General features: G+C 67.2%; 11 protein-coding genes, 3 rRNA genes and 1 pseudogene. 8 read left to right on the top strand and 7 right to left on the bottom strand.

The window, feature by feature from the left end; genetic code table 11:
- From OHU34_RS35120 to OHU34_RS35135, 4 genes and pseudogenes are all read right to left on the bottom strand, one after another.
- Positions 1-366 (bottom strand): annotated as a pseudogene (locus OHU34_RS35120) (MIP/aquaporin family protein); the annotation flags it as partial.
- A gap of 541 nt (positions 367-907) precedes the next feature.
- Positions 908-2,569, bottom strand: a complete 1,662-nt coding sequence (locus tag OHU34_RS35125; RefSeq protein ID WP_230196480.1) for a GGDEF domain-containing protein — start codon at positions 2,567-2,569, stop codon at positions 908-910.
- Between the two features lie 129 nt (positions 2,570-2,698).
- On the bottom strand, positions 2,699-3,889 hold the full coding sequence (locus OHU34_RS35130) for a lipid-transfer protein (protein ID WP_405770093.1): 1,191 nt from the start codon (positions 3,887-3,889) through the stop codon (positions 2,699-2,701).
- Positions 3,889-4,311: a Zn-ribbon domain-containing OB-fold protein gene (locus OHU34_RS35135; protein ID WP_405772471.1), complete on the bottom strand. Its 423-nt coding sequence runs from the start codon at positions 4,309-4,311 to the stop codon at positions 3,889-3,891. The genes OHU34_RS35130 and OHU34_RS35135 overlap by 1 nt, the downstream gene beginning before the upstream one ends.
- Positions 4,312-4,408: 97 nt before the next feature.
- Between OHU34_RS35135 and OHU34_RS35140 the strand changes: the two genes are divergently transcribed.
- Complete coding sequence (locus tag OHU34_RS35140) at positions 4,409-5,218, top strand: M15 family metallopeptidase (protein WP_405770096.1); 810 nt, start codon at positions 4,409-4,411, stop codon at positions 5,216-5,218.
- A 47-nt stretch (positions 5,219-5,265) separates the two neighbouring features.
- Positions 5,266-5,802 carry an NUDIX domain-containing protein gene (locus OHU34_RS35145; RefSeq protein WP_142269290.1) on the top strand — a complete coding sequence of 179 codons (537 nt, stop codon included), beginning with the start codon at positions 5,266-5,268 and terminating at the stop codon, positions 5,800-5,802.
- Here OHU34_RS35145 and OHU34_RS35150 read toward each other — a convergent pair.
- A complete protein-coding gene (locus OHU34_RS35150; protein WP_142269289.1) occupies positions 5,793-8,171 on the bottom strand; it encodes a TIM-barrel domain-containing protein in 2,379 nt (792 codons plus the stop codon). The genes OHU34_RS35145 and OHU34_RS35150 overlap by 10 nt on opposite strands.
- 214 nt (positions 8,172-8,385) lie before the next feature.
- On the opposite strand from OHU34_RS35150, the gene OHU34_RS35155 reads away from it, so the two are divergent.
- Positions 8,386-10,362 carry an acetoacetate--CoA ligase gene (locus tag OHU34_RS35155; protein ID WP_142269288.1) on the top strand — a complete coding sequence of 659 codons (1,977 nt, stop codon included), beginning with the start codon at positions 8,386-8,388 and terminating at the stop codon, positions 10,360-10,362.
- A 255-nt stretch (positions 10,363-10,617) separates the two neighbouring features.
- Positions 10,618-11,511, top strand: coding sequence for a hypothetical protein (locus tag OHU34_RS35160; protein ID WP_142269287.1), 894 nt, complete (start codon positions 10,618-10,620; stop codon positions 11,509-11,511).
- A gap of 95 nt (positions 11,512-11,606) precedes the next feature.
- Here OHU34_RS35160 and ptsP read toward each other — a convergent pair whose 3' ends face one another.
- The gene (gene ptsP, locus OHU34_RS35165) at positions 11,607-13,277 is read right to left on the bottom strand and encodes a phosphoenolpyruvate--protein phosphotransferase (RefSeq protein WP_405770099.1); all 1,671 of its coding nucleotides are present in this window, start codon (positions 13,275-13,277) and stop codon (positions 11,607-11,609) included.
- A 77-nt stretch (positions 13,278-13,354) separates the two neighbouring features.
- A complete protein-coding gene (locus OHU34_RS35170; RefSeq protein ID WP_142269285.1) occupies positions 13,355-13,804 on the bottom strand; it encodes a PTS glucose transporter subunit IIA in 450 nt (149 codons plus the stop codon).
- Between the two features lie 573 nt (positions 13,805-14,377).
- Between OHU34_RS35170 and OHU34_RS35175 the strand changes: the two genes are divergently transcribed.
- The 4 genes from OHU34_RS35175 (at position 14,378) to OHU34_RS35190 (ending at position 20,267) form a co-directional block, all read left to right on the top strand.
- Positions 14,378-15,903 (top strand): 16S ribosomal RNA (locus OHU34_RS35175).
- Positions 15,904-16,219: 316 nt separating this feature from the next.
- Positions 16,220-19,342: ribosomal RNA gene (locus OHU34_RS35180) — 23S ribosomal RNA — on the top strand.
- Between the two features lie 90 nt (positions 19,343-19,432).
- Positions 19,433-19,549: ribosomal RNA gene (gene rrf / locus OHU34_RS35185) — 5S ribosomal RNA — on the top strand.
- The 16S, 23S and 5S rRNA genes sit together here, the layout of an rRNA operon.
- A gap of 109 nt (positions 19,550-19,658) precedes the next feature.
- A complete protein-coding gene (locus tag OHU34_RS35190) occupies positions 19,659-20,267 on the top strand; it encodes a CDP-alcohol phosphatidyltransferase family protein (RefSeq protein ID WP_020133154.1) in 609 nt (202 codons plus the stop codon).
- The last annotated feature ends 108 nt before the right edge of the window (positions 20,268-20,375 follow it).

Consider the following 20,375-nt stretch of genomic DNA (forward strand, 5'->3'; position numbering starts at 1 on the left):
TCAGAAGGCCGCGTTGTACAGGAGACCCGCGAGCGCTCCGCCGACCAGCGGGCCGACGACCGGGATCCAGGCGTAACCCCAGTCCGAGGTGCCCTTGTTCGGGATGGGCAGGAAGGTGTGCACGACGCGGGGTCCGGGGTCACGTGCCGGGTTGATGGCACAGCCGGTGGGCCCGCCGAGGGAGAGACCGATGCCGACGACGAGCAGGGAGACGATCAGCACCGTGATTCCGGATTCGCCGAGACCCTCGGTCAGCCCGAAGGCGAGGACCGGCAGGACGAGGGCGTTCGTCGCGATGATCTCGGTGATCAGGTTGGCGACCGGATTCCGGATCTCGGGGATGGTGGAGAAGATGCCCGGGGTCGCGGTACCGATGACCTCGCCCCGACGAATATGTCTGCGTTGCTCATGGCGGCTCCTGGGCCCGGCCCGGGGCGGATCGACCCCGGTGCTCCGTACAGGGTGCGGTTCCCGTGGCTGCCGAAGCCGAGGCAGGGAGAACCCGCGCCCCGCCCGGCGTCCGTGACGAGCGTGCCGTCGTAGCCGAATCGCCCCCGGGGGAGTGGGCCTTGCATCGGGAGCCCGCGTGGCGTGCCTGGACAAGCCGAGAATGTACGGCGATGTCGGCTGACACCGGGAAGTGTTCACCGGCACCCAGGGAGCGTCAAGGAGGCCGACGAGAACGGTTGGAGACGCGGGAGACGGCCCGCGCCACCGAGGTGCGGGGCGCCGATCACCGGCCCGGCGCCCCGGAGCGCCCATCTCGTCCACCTGATGCCGACCCTCTGTTGCCGATCCGGACCCGCTCCGGACTCCGGCAGGGCGCACGGGAGTTGCCGAGCACCCGGCCGGTCGTCGTCTCGTGACGGCCGCTTCCCGGTTCGGCCGCACGGGACGGTCGCTGACGTCAGGTCAGCCCGCTCGCGGGCTCCGCCCCGGCCGCCCCCGTCCCCGCGGGAGCCATCGGCTGCGACCCGCGCCGGATCTGGTAGCCGGCCAGCCCCGCGTGCCCGACCACCCAGCTCGCCCCGCGCAACGACTTCGCGGCCTTCTTCAAGGGCGCCAGACACGCCGCCGCCTGGCGGTGATCCGTCACGCTGCCCGGCCGGCACAGAACCGTGGCCAGCGACAGGGTCACCGGGCTCCCGCCCGCCGACCACGGCACGTCCAGCACGGTCGAGACCAGCGGCTCCAGGCCTTCCGGATCGGCCAGCACCAGGAAGTCGTCTCCGCCGATGTGGCCCACGCGCGCGTTCCCCGACGCCGTCAACTGCAGTGCCCGCCCCACCGACCGGATGAGCTCGTCACCCGCCGCGAACCCGGCGCCGTCATTGACCTGTTTGAAGCGGTCGATGTCCAGCCAGCTCAGCGCGAACATGCGCCCCTCGGCGATCCTCCGGTCCACCTCCCAGGTGATCGCGTCCGAACCGGGCAGCCGCGTCAGCGGATTCAGGCCGGCCGCCTCCTCGACCCGGCTCTCGGCCAACGCCCGTACGAGGTCCGCGAGCCGGACGACACCCACACAGCGCCCGTTGCGCTCGACGACGGCGACGTCGTCGGAGGTGCGGTCCCGGTCGCCGACCGCGACCACGTCCAGCACCTCCCACGCCGTCGCGTCGACGCCCACCGTCCGCGGCGGATCACCGAGCTTGGCCGCGGGACGGTCCGCGTACAGGGCATGGCCGTAGCGCCCGGACATCGACAGCAGGAAGCGTGACCGGTGCACCGACCGGACGGGGACCCCCGTGCGGTCCACGAGCAGCACCCCTGACACGTCCGGCGAGCCGGTCAGCAGCGCCCGTACCTGACCGGCGGAGGCGGTCGCGGGCAGCAGGGCGGCCGGCCGGACGAACTCCCGTACCGACGGCCCCGACCGGAGCGCCGGCAGGACGGCGGGACCGAGCGGCGGAACGTACACGTCGGCGGTCGGCAACCGGCTCGGCGGCCCGAGGAGCGTGCCCTGGGCCAGTTGCGCCCCTGCCGACATCGCGGCCGCGCACTGGAGCTCGGTCTCCACGCCCTCGACGACCAGCAGCGCCCCCAACTCGTCGCACAGTGTCCGCATCGCCCTGACCGCCGAGGGCCGTGCCAGGAGCGAGGCGTCGAGCTTGACCAGGTCCGGCGCGATGTCGACGAGCAGCCGCAGCGGTGCGTCCCCGTCCCCGACCCCGTCCGCGCTGATGCGGAAGCCCTGGTCCCGGAGTGTCGCCAGGGCCTCCAGAAGAGCGGGCTGCGGGACGTGCGTGTAGGGCGGAACGACATCGAGCGTGACCTCCCAGGGCAAGCGCCCCGCCTCGCGCACGGCTTCGTGCAGCGCGGTGAGCCCACCGAGATCGGCCAGAGTGCCGGCGAACACGTTCACATGCAGGGGCAGCAGGGTCTCCTTGCGGGCCGCCACGCGAAACGCCAACACGGCCAGTCGGCCGTCGAGTTCGGGATCCCGGCGAGCCTGCGCCAGGATGTCGCCGGCCTCCGGGCGGGCGAGTATCTCCAGCCCCGCGACCCCTCCGGTGGTCAGGTTGACCACGGGCTGGAAGGCGAAGCGGAGAGTGTCCGTCCAGGAGTGCACGGCAGCATGATTGCGCTGCGGGCGTGCGCCCAGGCGCAGTTCATGAGACGTTCACACAGGATTCCCGGGTGAACACGGAGGGTGAGAGGGGTCGAGCGGGACAGGTGACACGCAGGCGTCGGGCCCTCCTCACCGCACCGCGACCACCGCCGAACCATGCCCGAACAGCCCCTGGTTCGCCGTGATGGCTACGCGCGCGTCCGGGATCTGGCGATCGCCGGCCCGCCCCCGCAACTGCCACGTGACCTCGCAGACCTGGGCGATCGCCTGCGCGGGCACCGCCTCGCCGAAGGAGGCGAGTCCACCGCTCGGGTTCACCGGTATACGGCCGCCCGGCGCCGTCACGCCCGCCCGCAGCAACTTGGCGGCCTCGCCCCCGCCGCACAGCCCCAGATCCTCGTACCACTGCAACTCCAGTGCGGTGGACAGGTCGTAGACCTCGGCGAGGGACAGGTCCTCGGGCCCGATGCCGGCCTCTTCGTAGGCGGCGCGGGCGATCGACGCCCGGAAGGTCTCCTCGCCGGGCTCCACCCCCACCGCGGAGTCGGTCGCGATGTCCGGCAGATCCAGCACCGTGTTGGGGTACCGGGGCGTCACGGTGGACACCGCCCTGATGCGCACCGGCTCCGCAGCCCCGTGCCGTCGGGCGAACTCCATGCTGGACAGCACCAGCGCCGCCCCGCCGTCCGACGTCGCGCAGATGTCCAGCAGGCGCAGCGGATCGGCGACCACCGCGGAGGCGGCGACCTCCTCCGCCGTCACCCGCTTGCGGTAGCGCGCGTTCGGGTTCAGCGCGCCCATGGCGGCGTTCTTCACCTTGACCTGCGCGAAGTCCTCCGGCGTATCCCCGTGCACGGCCATGCGCCTGCGCGCGTACAGCCCGAAGTACGTCGGATTGGTCGCGCCGAGCACCCGGAACCGCAGCCAGTCGGGGTCGTCCGGCCGGTCCCCGCCCGCAGGCCGGAAGAAGCCCTTGGGGGCGGCGTCGGCCCCCACCACGAGCACCACGTCCGCCAGGCCCGCGAGGATCTGGGTCCGGGCCGTGTTGATCGCCTGAGCGCCCGACGCGCAGGCCGCGTAGACGCTCGCGACGCGGGCGCCCTGCCATCCCAGGGCCTTGGCGAACGTCGCCCCGGCCACATATCCCGGATAGCCGCCACGCACCGTGTCCGCGCCCACGATCGAACCGACGTCCCGCCAGTCCACACCGGCGTCCGCGAGGGCCGCGCGCGCCGCCTTCACGCCGTACTCGACGAAACCGTGCCCCCACTTGCCCCACGGATGCATCCCGGCGCCGAGCACCGCCACCTCTGCCGTCATCACGCCACCCCCGTCGGCCGCCATCGCCAGGTCGTCCAGGTCGTCTCCGCGTCCTCGTCGAGCACGCCCGGGACGACCTCCATCTCCATGCCCACCGCCAGATCGGCGACGGTGACCCCGGGAACCGCCTGCCCCAGCACCACGATCCGCTCGGACTCCAGCTCCACAGCGATCAACGCGTACGGCTCCCACGGAAGTTCCGGGTCGGTCATATAGGGTGACGGAGGGCGGTACCGACTGTCCGTGTACGACCAGACGCGCCCCCGCCTCGACAGCGGGACCTCCGTCAGATCGCCGCCCCCGCAGCCCGGGTTGCGGCAGTGCGTGTCCTCGCGCGGGAAGAAGACCGACCGGCATGCCGAGCAGCGCGTGCCGAGCAGCCTGAAGTCCTCCCCGTCCCCGACGAACCAGCCCGTGACCACGGGTGTGCGTGTGTGTGACATGGCCCCTCCCGACAGCATGTCTGACGGATCGTCAGAAGTGTGTCACGGGCGTGCTGAAATGGGCAGGGCAGGGGACATGACACGACTCTCCGGCGCAGTACGCGGTGTGGTCGCCGTGCTCGTCGCCCTGCTGACCGTGACCGCCGCCTCCACCACCGCGCGGGCGAACGCCGACCCCGTGGCCACCGCGGACTTCGTGGCCCTGAGAACCGTTGACCCGACGATCCTTCAGGAGATGCGCTACTTCACCCCGCACAACTTCGTCGGGGAGCGCATCGACGGTTACCGGCAGCCGATCTGCATCCTCACCCGGCCGGCCGCCGAGGCCCTGCACAAGGCCCAGAGGAACCTGCTGAGTCAGGGCTACACACTCAAGGTCTACGACTGCTACCGCCCCCAGCGCGCCGTGAACCACTTCGTCCGCTGGGCCGAGGACCTGAACGACGAGCAGTTGAAAGGCGAGTTCTACCCGAACGTCGACAAGTCCCGTCTGTTCGAGGACGGCTACATCGCCGCCAAGTCCGGGCACAGCCGCGGTTCCACCATGGACCTGACCATCGTCAGGCTCCCCGCCACCCCGACCAGGCCCTACGTGCCCGGTGAACCCCTCGTACCGTGCTACGCCCCACAACAGCAGCGCTTCCCCGACAACTCGGTCGACATGGGCACCGGCTTCGACTGCTTCGACACCTTGGCCCACACCCTGGACCCGCGCATCCAGGGGCGGCAGCGCGCCAACCGGACGCTCCTGAAAAGCACTCTGGAAAACCTCGGCTTCGTGAATCTCGCCGAGGAGTGGTGGCACTACACCTTCAAGCCCGAGCCCTACCCCGACACCTACTTCGACTTCCCCGTGTCCGCCAGGTCGCTGGCCCAGAGGTATTGAGCCGCCTCCGTACGACGCCCTCCCCAAGATCGGATACGCTCCGCCGCGTGTCCGAAAATCTGCACTCCACTTCGAACTCCGCGCGCGACTCCCACTGTTCGAGTTGCGGAGCGCCCTACGGGGAGGGCGCCACCGGCTGGCCCCGCACCTGTCCGGTCTGCGCCACCGTGACCTACCGCAACCCGCTGCCGGTCGCCGTCGCGCTCCAGCCCGTGTACGACACCAAGGGCACCGCCCTGGTCGTCATCACCCGAACCATCGCCCCCGCGCGCGGGGGCGTCGCCCTGCCCGGCGGCTACATCGACGACCGCGAGGACTGGCGCCAGGCCGTCGTACGCGAACTCATGGAAGAGACCGGCATCGAGGCAGCGCCCCGTGACGTGCGGCTGGCCGACGCCATGAGCTCTCCCGGCGGCCACCTGCTGCTCTTCGGGCTGCTGCCGGAGCGTCCTGCCGACCGTCTCCCGGCGCCCGCCCCCACGGACGAGACCGAGGGCTGGCACCTGCTGCGTGGACAGGAGGAACTCGCCTTCCCCCTGCACACACTCGCGGTGCGGGCGTTCTTCGAGGGCCGCTACATCTGAGCTCGGCGCTCGTCGAGCCCGCGTACCCGCACCGGGTGGGGCGGCACACGCACGCCGTCCGCAGCCTCCCGCTCGACGACGACCCGCGGCCCCTCCCAGCGGGCGACGTACCGTTCGACCTCCGGCTCCGCCCATCCGTCGCCCGCGTCCCGCACGACCACACCGCCACCCGTCCGCCCCCGCACGGGCGCCCACACCTCCAACTCCACCCGGCCGTCGTCGCCGCGCACCGGTATGACGGCACCCGCGCGCGCGAGCACCGGGACACGCGACAGCGGGGCATCCACGAGTACCTGCCCCGGCCCCTGGTACGCCCGCTCCGTCGCCGTGTCGTACCAGCGCCCCCGCGGCAGCTGCACCGCTCGCCGGTCGCCGCCGGGGCCGAGCACCGGCGCCACCAGGAGGCAGTCACCCAGCAGGAAGGCGTCCTCGCAGTCCCGCAACGCCCGGTTGCCGGGCGCCCCCCACCACACCGGACGGACATAAGGGGCACCGGTACGCCGGGCCAGATGCGCCAGCGTCACGAAGTACGGCAACAGCCGCCTACGCTCGACGAGCGCCACACGCGCGTGCTCCAACACCTCGGGACCGAACTCCCACGGCTCCCGCTGCCCCGCCCGTCCGCTCGTGTGCGTGCGGAACAGCGGCAGGTACGCGCCCAGCTGGAGCCGGCGCAGATACAGCTCGGGCGACGGACCACCGTCGAAACCGCCCGTGTCCGGGCCTGAATACGGCACTCCGCACAGCCCCAGCCCCAGCACCAGCGACAGTGACGCCCGCAACCCCGGCCAGCCCGCGGCGGCGACCCCGGACCAGGTGCCGCCGTAGCGCTGCACGCCCGCCCAGCCGGACCGCGAGAAGACGAAGGGACGCTGGTCGGGAACCAGGTCCCGCACCCCCTCGTAGGCCGCCGAGGCCATGCACAGCCCGTACACGTTGTGGGCCTCGCGATGGTCACCCCCGCGTCCCTCCAGGGCATGCCGCGCAGACCGGGGCAACGTCGACTCCCCGAAAGCGGCGAACACCGTCGGTTCGTCCATGTCGTGCCAGAAGCCGGCGAAGCCCTGCGCGATCCGCTCCGCGTGGAGACCTCCCCACCACTGCCGCACGCGCGCGTGGGTGAAGTCCGGGAAGACGGCCTCCCCGGGCGACGCCACCGCCGTGACGAGCCGGCCCGACGCGCCCCGCACGAACGCGTCCTCGGCGACCCCACCGTCGTACACGGCGTTGCCCGGCGTGGCCTTGACCGCCGGGCCCACGGCCGACACCAGACGTATCCCGTCCCGACGCAGTTCCTCGGAGAGCACCGCCAGTTTCGGGAAGCGCTCCTGGTCGACGGTGAACACCTGGTGCTCGTCGTAGTGGCCGATGCCGAGGTGGACGGCATCGAGCGGCAGACCGTGATCCTGATGGCCCGCAACGGTCCGGCGCACCTCCTCCTCGCTTCCGAGGCCCCGGCCCGCGAGCTGACGGCCCAGCGCCCACGCGGGCGGCAGCGCGGGCGCCCCGGTGAGCGCGACCCAGGCGAGCAGCACACGCGCGGGGGTGCCCACCACCACCCAGCAGCGCAACGGACCGCCCGCCATCCGCACCTCGCACGCCCCGGACCGGTCGTGCCCCGAGCCCGCCCCCTCCGTGCCCTCCCGCAGCGTGACCGTGCCGTCCCAGGAGGTGTCGTGGAACACCAGGTGAGTGCCCGCGTCGGCCACCACCAGCTGCACCGGCATCGTGAGGGGGAGCGGATCGTCCCCCCGCCCGAACGCGCGCCCGGGATCGGTGTTCCACAGCCGATACGTCCCGTCGCGCAGCCGCGGCCCGGACGCCCGCCCCCCGAGACCGAAGAAGCGCGCGTCCGCCGCCACCTCCGAACGCTGCATCCAGCGCGCCGGGCCACCCCCCTCCGGTTCCCACCACCGGGGCGGCAGCTCCCGCCGCAGCATCACGCCTCCGGGCGTGCACACGTCGATGGCGCCGTGACGGGAGACCACGACCGTCACCCGTTCGGCGATCACGCGCCATCCGCCGTCCTTGTCGGGCTCCAGAACCGCTCGGGGATCAGGCTCCGGACAGCGGCCGGCCAGCGCGTACGACGGCTCGGGCTCGGCACCGTCCCAACCCCAGAACACCGCGCCGCTCACGGCGACGCGGATCCTCAGCTCGGAGCGACTGAACCGGAGCGTCCCACCACCGGGCCCCGGCTCCGCCTCCTGCACCGCACCCGGCACCCGCGCACGCTCGGGACCCCGCACCGGCAACCCGGCGGCGTCGGCACGGTTCCTGCGCCAGGCCGCCCGCACCGTGCGCAGACCCTGGGCAGCTCCCGCGGAACCGACCGCCTTCATCGAACGCACCAGGTCACGACCGTCCATGCTGTTCACCCTGTCACTGACCGCGTCACGCGCGCGGGTCGTTCAACTGCCGTTCACCCGTGGTGAGGCCACATCTTCACGGGACGGACTGTGGGGAGCCCACCCTGGTGCAGAAGTCGATCACATGGCATCGTCCGTGTCAGCCGCGTCACGCGCACTACCCCAGCTCGTGCGCGGGCAACGCACACGACGCGTACAGCCCGGGAGCCGCCCCATGCCGACCCTGAACCCCGAGCCGCTCTGGCGGCCCGACCCGCAGCGCATCGCCCAGGCCCAGGTCACCAAGTTCCAGGCCTGGGCGGCCGACCAGCACGGAGCCCCGTCCGAAGGCGGATATCCGGCACTGCACCGCTGGTCCGTGGACGAGCTGGAGACGTTCTGGAAAGCCGTCGCGGAGTGGTTCGACGTACGGTTCTCGACGCCCTACGCGCGCGTGCTGGGCGACCGCTCCATGCCAGGCGCCCAGTGGTTCCCCGGTGCGACGCTGAACTACGCCGAGCACGCGCTGCGCGCGGCCGCCACCCGCCCGGCCGAACCGGCCCTGCTGTACGTCGACGAGACGCATGAACCCAGCCCGGTGACCTGGTCCGAGCTGCGCCGCCAGGTCGGTTCACTGGCCGGCGAACTGCGTGCCCTCGGCGTCCGCCCCGGTGACCGGGTCAGCGGCTACCTCCCGAACATCCCGCAGGCCGTCGTGGCCTTCCTCGCGACGGCCGCCGTGGGCGGTGTCTGGACCTCCTGCGCCCCCGACTTCGGCGCCCGCAGCGTCCTCGACCGCTTCCAGCAGGTCGAACCCGTCGTCCTCTTCACGGTCGACGGCTACCGCTACGGCGGCAAGGAGCACGACCGCCGTGACGTCGTCGCCCGACTCCGCGCCGAACTGCCCACCCTGCGCGCCGTCGTCCACATCCCCCTGCTGGGCACGGAACCACCCCGGGGAGCCCTGGACTGGTCGGCCCTGACGGCCGCGGACGAGGCACCCGTATTTGAACCGGTTCCCTTCGACCACCCCCTCTGGGTGCTCTACTCCTCCGGTACGACCGGCCTGCCCAAGGCCATCGTCCAGTCGCAGGGCGGCATCCTGATCGAACACCTCAAGCAGCTCGGTCTGCACTGCGACCTGGGTCCCGAAGATCGTTTCTTCTGGTACACCTCGACCGGCTGGATGATGTGGAACTTCCTCGTCTCCGGCCTGCTCACCGGCACGACGATCGTCCTCTACGACGGCAGTCCCGGCTATCCCGACACCGGCGCCCAATGGCGGATCGCCGAACGCACCGGCGCCACCCTCTACGGCACCTCCGCCGCGTACGTCATGGCCTGCCGCAAGGCGGACGTGCACCCGGCCCGCGACTTCGACCTCTCCAAGGTCCAGTGCGTCGCCACCACGGGATCCCCACTCCCGCCCGACGGCTTCCGCTGGCTGCACGACGAGTTCGCGGCGAGCGGGGCCGACCTGTGGATCGCCTCCGTCAGCGGCGGCACGGACGTGTGCTCCTGCTTCGCCGGGGCCGTCCCGACGCTCCCGGTCCACACCGGCGAACTCCAGGCACCCGGCCTCGGCACCGACCTGCAGTCCTGGGACGCGAACGGCCACCCCGTGATCGACGAGGTGGGCGAACTCGTCGTCACCAACCCCATGCCGTCCATGCCGGTCCGGTTCTGGAACGACCCCGACGGCAGCCGCTACCACGACAGCTACTTCGACACCTACCCCGGCGTGTGGCGCCACGGCGACTGGATCACCGTCACCTCACGCGGTTCGGTCGTCATCCACGGACGTTCCGACTCCACGCTCAACCGCCAGGGCGTACGCATGGGCTCCGCCGACATCTACGAGGTCGTCGAACGCCTCCCCGAGATCAAGGAATCCCTGGTCATCGGGATCGAGCAGCCCGACGGCGGCTACTGGATGCCCCTCTTCGTACACCTCGCCCCGGGAGCCGCACTCGACGAGGCCCTCCTCGGCCGCATCAAACAGGCCATCCGCGAGCAGCTCTCGCCGCGTCACGTCCCCGACGAGGTCATCGAGGTACCCGGAGTCCCGCACACCCTCACCGGCAAGCGCATCGAGGTCCCGGTCAAACGCCTCCTCCAGGGCACTCCTCTGGAGAAGGCGGTCAACCCGGGTTCCATCGACAACCTCGACCTCCTGCACTTCTACGAGGACCTCGCCCGCAAGCGGGCCTGAGCCGCCCAAGGCCTCGGACTCACCCGGTGCCACCACGAAGTCCGAGGCCGACCGGCCCTGAGTGCCACCGCGCCACTCGCCGTCACCACCATGATCGTCACCGGGGCGCCCGTGCGCCTCACCTGCGTTCACGAAATCCCCATGACCTGAATGTTTCCGCGCCTCCGGGCGTCTGGCCCGATCGGGCAGGGCCCGTTGTCAGTGCCGCCGATTACTGTGAGTGAGCATTGATCGACTGTGCACACAGGGGGAAACATGGCACACACCGACCACCGGACCATGCGACGCGTCCTGCGCCGTGAGATCGCCGGCACCATCGGCCTGCTCACCGACGAACACGACTTCCGTGCCATGCGGCGCTACCGCACCTTCGCGTTCGACGACCACGCCGTCTACCTCCAACAGGTCGAAGACCTGCTGAAGACCCGCGCCATGCAAGGCACCCACACCACCGTGGCCCTCTTCGACCCCCAGGAATACGCCGAGTACTGCACCGGCAGGGGACTCGACCCCGACATCCCCGCCAACCGCACCCGCTTCACGGCCGAGCTCGCGACCACGGGCCCCACCATCCCCTACGAGGGCCAGCCCCTCGCCGATCTCCTGCCCGCACTCGTCGACGAAGCCGTACGCCAGGCGACCTGGGAGTACGCGGCCACCCTGCTCGCCCGCCTCGGCGCCTGCGCCACCTGCGGCGAGGACATCGGCCGCGCCGCCTTCACCCGCGCATCGGACCTCGTCGGCCGCATCCTCGACACGGCGCCACCCGGCAACCGCCACCTCGTGTGCAGCGTGACCGGCACACCCGAGACCCTGGTCGCCGTCCTGCACGCGGACGAGGAGGCCGAGGGCGCCACCCGGCTCGACGACGCCGAAGCGCTCGAGTTCACCACCGTCCTCGCCCTGGGCCTCGCCACCCGGAGCCCTGGCGGCCTGGTCATGCGCACCACCGCCCACGACACCTCCGACCGGATCTACGGCTGGCGGCTGCGCGGCGACGGCCTCGAACCCCTGACCGCCGGCGAGGTCTTCGACGCCTACTGCACCGACGTGGAATCCGGCGACCTCATCTCACCCGAGTCCAACGTGGACTACTGCTTCCCGCCGGAGCTCGGCCCGGCGGGGAAGACACCGGGCCACAGCCACTGACCGCAAGGGAAGAACCAGGACGCACACAAGAGCAGGGGCGCTCCACCCGAAGGCGGAGCGCCCCTGCTCACCGGCCGATCGCCGACCGGAACCGACTACTCGCCGGAGAGCACGGCCTGCGCCGCGCTGCGCGCTTCCTCGGCGCTGTCCGCCGCACGCGCGGCAGCCGCGGCACGCTCACACTGCGCCAGCGTGTACTTCGCGAGCGCGGTCCGGACGTAAGGAATCGACGCCGCCCCCATGGAAAGGGAGGTGACGCCCAGACCCGTCAGCACACATGCGAGCAGCGGATCGGACGCGGCCTCGCCACAGACACCGCAGCTCTTGCCCTCGGCCCGTGCCGCCTCGGCGGACAGCGCCACGAGGTCCAGCAGCGCGGGCTGCCAGGGGTCCTGCAGCCGGGACACCGCACCCACCTGCCGGTCGGCGGCGAAGGTGTACTGCGCGAGGTCGTTCGTACCCAGCGACAGGAACTCCACCTCCTGCAGGATCGAACGAGCCCGCAGAGCGGCCGACGGGATCTCCACCATCGCGCCGAACTTCGCCCGCAGCCCCGCCTCACGACAGGCGTCCGCGAACGCCTTCGCGTCGGCACGGTCCGCCACCATCGGCGCCATGACCTCGAGGTAGACAGGCAGCCCCTCGGCGGCCTTCGCCAACGCGGTCAGCTGGGTCCGCAGGACGTCGGGGTGGTCCAGCAGGGTCCGAAGCCCGCGCACGCCCAGAGCCGGGTTGGGCTCGTCGGCCGGAGTGAGGAAGTCCAGCGGCTTGTCGGCGCCCGCATCCAGCACCCGCACGACGACTCGTCCCTCGGGGAACGCCTCGAGCACCTGTCGGTAGGCCTGGACCTGCTTCTCCTCGGACGGCGCGCTCTTGCTGTCGTCGAGGAAGAGGAACTCGGTACGGAAGAGCCCCACTCCCTCGGCACCGGCTTCCACGGCAGCCGGCACGTCGGCAGGGCCTCCGACGTTCGCCAGCAGTGGCACCTTGTGACCGTCGGCGGTGGCACCCGGGCCGGTCGAGGCGGACAGTGCCGCCCTGCGCTCGGCGGCCGCGGCCTCGAGCCGGGCCTTCTTCTCGTCGCTGGGGTCCACGAAGACGTCGCCGGTGCTGCCGTCCACGGCGATCACCGTTCCCTCGGCGAGCTCACCGGCACCCGGCAGGGCTACCACGGCAGGCACACCGAGCGCCCGCGCCAGGATGGCGCTGTGACTCGTCGGCCCGCCCTCCTCGGTGACGAAACCGAGCACGAGAGTCGGGTCCAGCAATGCGGTGTCGGCGGGCGCCAGGTCCCGGGCCACCAGCACGTAGGGCTCGTCACTGTCCGGCACACCGGGCATCGGGACGCCCAGCAGACGGGCGACGATACGATTCCGCACATCGTCGAGGTCGGCCACACGACCGGCGAGGTACTCGCCGGCTCCCGCCAGCAACTCACGGTAGGCGGCGAACGCGTCGTACACGGCACGCTCGGCCGTGCTTCCGACGGCGATACGCCGGTCCACGTCGACCATCAGCTCGGGATCCTGGGCCATCATGGCCTGCGCCTCGAGCACCGCCTGGGCTTCGCCCCCCGCCAGATTGCCGCGCGCCATCAGATCGGCTGCCACAGCCTCCACGGCCTTGCGTGCGCGCCCCTGTTCGCGCTCCGCATCCTCCGCCGGGATCTGCTTGGCCGGCGGTTCGAGCACCGCCGTTCCCATGTGCCGAACCTCGCCGATCGCCACACCGTGACTCACGCCGACGCCTCGCAGCGTTGTCTCCATCTCACCCGTCTCCGATAGTGCGGCGGGTCCCGCCGCCGCGGTGGTTGTCCTGTGCCGTCGGTATGACGGCGTCAGTACTACTGCCAGGAAAAGAGAGCGTCGCCGGCTTTGACATCGCCGTCTTCACGGAGGTCGCCGAGCGAGTCGGCCGTGGCCTCCAGCGCGACGACCGGGCACACCGGGGACTTGCCGGCCTCCTCGACGGCGGCCGGGTTCCATCGCACGATGCTCTGCCCGCGCGTCACGGTGTCGCCCTTGTTCACCAGGAGCTCGAAGCCCTCGCCGTTGAGCTGCACGGTGTCGATCCCGAGATGGGTGAGTACCCCATGTCCCTCGGAGTCGACCACGACGAAGGCGTGCGGGTGGAGGGAGACGATGACTCCGTCCACGGGTGCGACGGCCTCGGAAGGCTCACGCACCGGGTCGATCGCCGTGCCCGGGCCGACCATGGCCCCGGAGAAGACGGGGTCCGGCACGGCTGCCAGCCCGATGGCGCGTCCTGCTAGAGGGGACGTCACGGTGGTCATGGGAAGCCTCCCAGGGGTGGAGATGTATATGGGCCGTCACTACTTGTCCAGGTCGGCGCACTGTGCAGCAGGGTATGTCATATGAAGTACCGGTTCCGCACGAGAGCACCCGATCCGTGGTCTAGACCACTAGCGTAGTCGATTTGCAGCGTCTCCGCGGCCCCGTGTACAGTCGTACTCCTGCTTGAGGGTGAGTGACGCGATCAAGCGCGCTTGCCGAGCAGCACCCAACTTGTCAGATCCTAATCTCTGGATCATCTTCTGCATGTCTGCAGAACGGTGGTCAGGGGGCCGGAAAAACCCTGATAGAGTCGGAAACGCAAGACCGAAGGGAAGCGCCCGGAGGAAAGCCTGAGAGAGTCTCTCGGGTGAGTACAAAGGAAGCGTCCGTTCCTTGAGAACTCAACAGCGTGCCAAAAATCAACGCCAGATATGTTGATACCCCGTCCCCGGCAGTGATAGCCGAGGATGAGGTTCCTTTGAAACAAAACACAGCGAGGACGCTGTGAACGGCCGGGCTTATTCCGCCTGGCTGTTCCGCTCTCGTGGTGTCGACCGGATTACCGGTAAACATTCACGGAGAGTTTGATCCTGGCTCAGGACGAACGCTGGCGGCGTGCTTAACACATGCAAGTCGAACGATGAACCACTTCGGTGGGGATTAGTGGCGAACGGGTGAGTAACACGTGGGCAATCTGCCCTTCACTCTGGGACAAGCCCTGGAAACGGGGTCTAATACCGGATAATACTTCCACTCGCATGGGTGGGGGTTAAAAGCTCCGGCGGTGAAGGATGAGCCCGCGGCCTATCAGCTTGTTGGTGAGGTAATGGCTCACCAAGGCGACGACGGGTAGCCGGCCTGAGAGGGCGACCGGCCACACTGGGACTGAGACACGGCCCAGACTCCTACGGGAGGCAGCAGTGGGGAATATTGCACAATGGGCGAAAGCCTGATGCAGCGACGCCGCGTGAGGGATGACGGCCTTCGGGTTGTAAACCTCTTTCAGCAGGGAAGAAGCGAAAGTGACGGTACCTGCAGAAGAAGCGCCGGCTAACTACGTGCCAGCAGCCGCGGTAATACGTAGGGCGCAAGCGTTGTCCGGAATTATTGGGCGTAAAGAGCTCGTAGGCGGTCTGTCGCGTCGGATGTGAAAGCCCGGGGCTTAACCCCGGGTCTGCATTCGATACGGGCAGACTAGAGTGTGGTAGGGGAGATCGGAATTCCTGGTGTAGCGGTGAAATGCGCAGATATCAGGAGGAACACCGGTGGCGAAGGCGGATCTCTGGGCCATTACTGACGCTGAGGAGCGAAAGCGTGGGGAGCGAACAGGATTAGATACCCTGGTAGTCCACGCCGTAAACGGTGGGAACTAGGTGTTGGCGACATTCCACGTCGTCGGTGCCGCAGCTAACGCATTAAGTTCCCCGCCTGGGGAGTACGGCCGCAAGGCTAAAACTCAAAGGAATTGACGGGGGCCCGCACAAGCAGCGGAGCATGTGGCTTAATTCGACGCAACGCGAAGAACCTTACCAAGGCTTGACATACACCGGAAACGTCTGGAGACAGGCGCCCCCTTGTGGTCGGTGTACAGGTGGTGCATGGCTGTCGTCAGCTCGTGTCGTGAGATGTTGGGTTAAGTCCCGCAACGAGCGCAACCCTTGTTCTGTGTTGCCAGCATGCCCTTCGGGGTGATGGGGACTCACAGGAGACTGCCGGGGTCAACTCGGAGGAAGGTGGGGACGACGTCAAGTCATCATGCCCCTTATGTCTTGGGCTGCACACGTGCTACAATGGCCGGTACAAAGAGCTGCGAAACCGTGAGGTGGAGCGAATCTCAAAAAGCCGGTCTCAGTTCGGATTGGGGTCTGCAACTCGACCCCATGAAGTCGGAGTTGCTAGTAATCGCAGATCAGCATTGCTGCGGTGAATACGTTCCCGGGCCTTGTACACACCGCCCGTCACGTCACGAAAGTCGGTAACACCCGAAGCCGGTGGCCCAACCCCTTGTGGGAGGGAGCTGTCGAAGGTGGGACTGGCGATTGGGACGAAGTCGTAACAAGGTAGCCGTACCGGAAGGTGCGGCTGGATCACCTCCTTTCTAAGGAGCACTTCTTACCGGGCTTGCCCGGTCAGAGGCCAGTACATCGGCGTACGTCCGATGCTGGTTGCTCATGGGTGGAACGTTGATTATTCGGTCCGGTTCACGGGTCGGAGGCTGCAAGTACTGTCCGCAAGGGCGTGGAAAGCATGATCTCCGGACGGGACCGGGTCGGGCACGCTGTTGGGTATCTGAGGGTGCGAGCGTTTGCTCGTCCTTCTGATGCCGGCCCCAGTGCACTCGGACCTGTTAAGGGTTCGGGGTGATGGGTGGCTGGTCGTTGTTTGAGAACTGCACAGTGGACGCGAGCATCTGTGGCCAAGTTTTTAAGGGCGCACGGTGGATGCCTTGGCACCAGGAACCGATGAAGGACGTGGGAGGCCACGATAGTCCCCGGGGAGTCGTCAACCAGGCTTTGATCCGGGGGTTTCCGAATGGGGAAACCCGGCAGTCGTCATGGGCTGTCACCCGCTGCTGAACACATAGGCAGTGTGGAGGGAACGCGGGGAAGTGAAACATCTCAGTACCCGCAGGAAGAGAAAACAACCGTGATTCCGGGAGTAGTGGCGAGCGAAACCGGATGAGGCCAAACCGTATACGTGTGAGACCCGGCAGGGGTTGCGTGTACGGGGTTGTGGGATCTCTCTTTCACAGTCTGCCGGCTGTGAGACGAGTCAGAAACCGTTGATGTAGGCGAAGGACATGCGAAAGGTCCGGCGTAGAGGGTAAGACCCCCGTAGTCGAAACGTCAACGGCTCGTTTGAGAGACACCCAAGTAGCACGGGGCCCGAGAAATCCCGTGTGAATCTGGCGGGACCACCCGCTAAGCCTAAATATTCCCTGGTGACCGATAGCGGATAGTACCGTGAGGGAATGGTGAAAAGTACCGCGGGAGCGGAGTGAAATAGTACCTGAAACCGTGTGCCTACAAGCCGTGGGAGCGTCGCGCATTGAGTTTACTCAATGCGTCGTGACTGCGTGCCTTTTGAAGAATGAGCCTGCGAGTTTGCGGTGTGTTGCGAGGTTAACCCGAGTGGGGAAGCCGTAGCGAAAGCGAGTCCGAATAGGGCGTTTCAGTAGCACGCTCAAGACCCGAAGCGGAGTGATCTAGCCATGGGCAGGTTGAAGCGGAGGTAAGACTTCGTGGAGGACCGAACCCACCAGGGTTGAAAACCTGGGGGATGACCTGTGGTTAGGGGTGAAAGGCCAATCAAACTCCGTGATAGCTGGTTCTCCCCGAAATGCATTTAGGTGCAGCGTCGTGTGTTTCTTGCCGGAGGTAGAGCACTGGATAGGCGATGGGCCCTACCGGGTTACTGACCTTAGCCAAACTCCGAATGCCGGTAAGTGAGAGCGCGGCAGTGAGACTGTGGGGGATAAGCTCCATGGTCGAGAGGGAAACAGCCCAGAGCATCGACTAAGGCCCCTAAGCGTACGCTAAGTGGGAAAGGATGTGGAGTCGCACAGACAACCAGGAGGTTGGCTTAGAAGCAGCCACCCTTGAAAGAGTGCGTAATAGCTCACTGGTCTAGTGATTCCGCGCCGACAATGTAGCGGGGCTCAAGCGTACCGCCGAAGTCGTGTCATTGCAGCTATAGGGCCAACGCCCGCTGTGATGGGTAGGGGAGCGTCGTGTGCCGGGTGAAGCAGCCGCGGAAGCGAGTTGTGGACGGTTCACGAGTGAGAATGCAGGCATGAGTAGCGATACACACGTGAGAAACGTGTGCGCCGATTGACTAAGGGTTCCTGGGTCAAGCTGATCTGCCCAGGGTAAGTCGGGACCTAAGGCGAGGCCGACAGGCGTAGTCGATGGATAACCGGTTGATATTCCGGTACCCGCTGTGAAGCGTCAAACATCGAACCAGGCGATGCTAAGTCCGTGAAGCCGTTCCGGACCCTTCGGGGAAAGGAAAGTGGTGGAGCCGACGAACCAGACTTGCAGTAGGTGAGTGATGGGGTGACGCAGGAAGGTAGTCCATCCCGGGCGGTGGTTGTCCCGGGGTAAGGGTGTAGGACGGTGTGTAGGCAAATCCGCACGCCATATAGTCTGAGACCTGATGCCGAGCCGATTGTGGCGAAGTGGATGATCCTATGCTGTCGAGAAAAGCCTCTAGCGAGTTTCATGGCGGCCCGTACCCTAAACCGACTCAGGTGGTCAGGTAGAGAATACCGAGGCGTTCGGGTGAACTATGGTTAAGGAACTCGGCAAAATGCCCCCGTAACTTCGGGAGAAGGGGGGCCACGTCTGGTGAGAGCACTTGCTGCTCGAGCTGGGGGTGGCCGCAGAGACCAGCGAGAAGCGACTGTTTACTAAAAACACAGGTCCGTGCGAAGCCGTAAGGCGATGTATACGGACTGACGCCTGCCCGGTGCTGGAACGTTAAGGGGACCGGTTAGTCACAATTCGTTGTGGCGAAGCTGAGAACTTAAGCGCCAGTAAACGGCGGTGGTAACTATAACCATCCTAAGGTAGCGAAATTCCTTGTCGGGTAAGTTCCGACCTGCACGAATGGCGTAACGACTTCTCGACTGTCTCAACCATAGGCCCGGTGAAATTGCACTACGAGTAAAGATGCTCGTTTCGCGCAGCAGGACGGAAAGACCCCGGGACCTTTACTACAGTTTGATATTGGTGTTCGGTTCGGCTTGTGTAGGATAGGTGGGAGACTTTGAAACGTGGACGCCAGTTCACGGTGAGTCGTCGTTGAAATACCACTCTGGTCGTGCTGGATGTCTAACCTGGGTCCGTGATCCGGATCAGGGACAGTGTCTGATGGGTAGTTTAACTGGGGCGGTTGCCTCCTAAAGAGTAACGGAGGCGCCCAAAGGTTCCCTCAGCCTGGTTGGCAATCAGGTGTTGAGTGTAAGTGCACAAGGGAGCTTGACTGTGAGACCGACGGGTCGAGCAGGGACGAAAGTCGGGACTAGTGATCCGGCGGTGGCTTGTGGAAGCGCCGTCGCTCAACGGATAAAAGGTACCCCGGGGATAACAGGCTGATCTTCCCCAAGAGTCCATATCGACGGGATGGTTTGGCACCTCGATGTCGGCTCGTCGCATCCTGGGGCTGGAGTCGGTCCCAAGGGTTGGGCTGTTCGCCCATTAAAGCGGTACGCGAGCTGGGTTTAGAACGTCGTGAGACAGTTCGGTCCCTATCCGCTGCGCGCGCAGGAATATTGAGAAGGGCTGTCCCTAGTACGAGAGGACCGGGACGGACGAACCTCTGGTGTGCCAGTTGTTCTGCCAAGGGCATGGCTGGTTGGCTACGTTCGGGAGGGATAACCGCTGAAAGCATCTAAGCGGGAAGCCTGCTTCGAGATGAGTATTCCCACCCCCTTGAGGGGTTAAGGCTCCCAGTAGACGACTGGGTTGATAGGCCGGATGTGGAAGCCCAGTAATGGGTGAAGCTGACTGGTACTAATAGGCCGAGGGCTTGTCCTCAGTTGCTCGCGTCCACTGTGTTGGTTCTGAAACCACGAACAGCCCCATGCCATGGTCACGGTGTGGTGCGGCTGGACAGTTTCATAGTGTTTCGGTGGTCATAGCGTGAGGGAAACGCCCGGTTACATTCCGAACCCGGAAGCTAAGCCTTACAGCGCCGATGGTACTGCAGGGGGGACCCTGTGGGAGAGTAGGACACCGCCGAACTCCTTTTAGAGCTCTGGCTCTTGGGCATACAGCCCGAGGGCCAGAGCTTTTTTGCGTTGGGGTAAGGTCAGGGGGCATCGTTGGCTCATTTCCTACTGGAGGCCCCCGGGTGGAGGTCCAGGAGACCCGTGTCCAGACAGACCGGGTCCTCACCATCCCGAACATCCTCAGCATGGCGCGCCTGGTCGGCGTACCCGTGTTCCTGTGGCTGATCCTCCGGCCCGAGTTCGGAGGCCCGCAGAGCGACGGCTGGGCTCTCCTCGTGCTGGCTTTCAGCGGGATCACCGACTATCTGGACGGCAAGCTCGCTCGGCGCTGGAACCAGATCAGCAGCCTCGGCCGGCTCCTCGACCCTGCTGCGGACCGGCTCTACATTCTTTCGACTCTGGTCGGTCTCACCTGGCGGGAGATTCTGCCTGTCTGGTTGACCGCTGTACTTCTGGCCCGGGAGCTGCTTCTGCTGGTGATGGTCGGCATCCTCAGGCGACACGGCTATCCGCCGCCGCAGGTGAACTTCCTGGGGAAGGCGGCCACCTTCAACCTGATGTACGCCTTCCCGCTGCTTCTGCTCAGTGACGGAAGTGGCTGGCTGGCGTCACTCGCTGCCATTTTCGGATGGGCGTTCGCCGGATGGGGTACAACGCTCTATTGGTGGGCAGGAGTCCTCTATGTGGTACAGGTCCGCCGCCTCGTTCGTGCGGACGCCGTGGCCGACTGACCTCGCCGATTGGCAGCTGCGCAGTGGCTCGATGGCCCGCGGACGAAAAGTGCGGGACAATCTGGACGGGTGAAGTCGGCTAGACAGTCGTCTCAATAGGAGGACGCT

Source organism: Streptomyces sp. NBC_00080, assembly GCF_045041255.1.
GTDB lineage: Bacteria > Actinomycetota > Actinomycetes > Streptomycetales > Streptomycetaceae > Streptomyces > Streptomyces coriariae.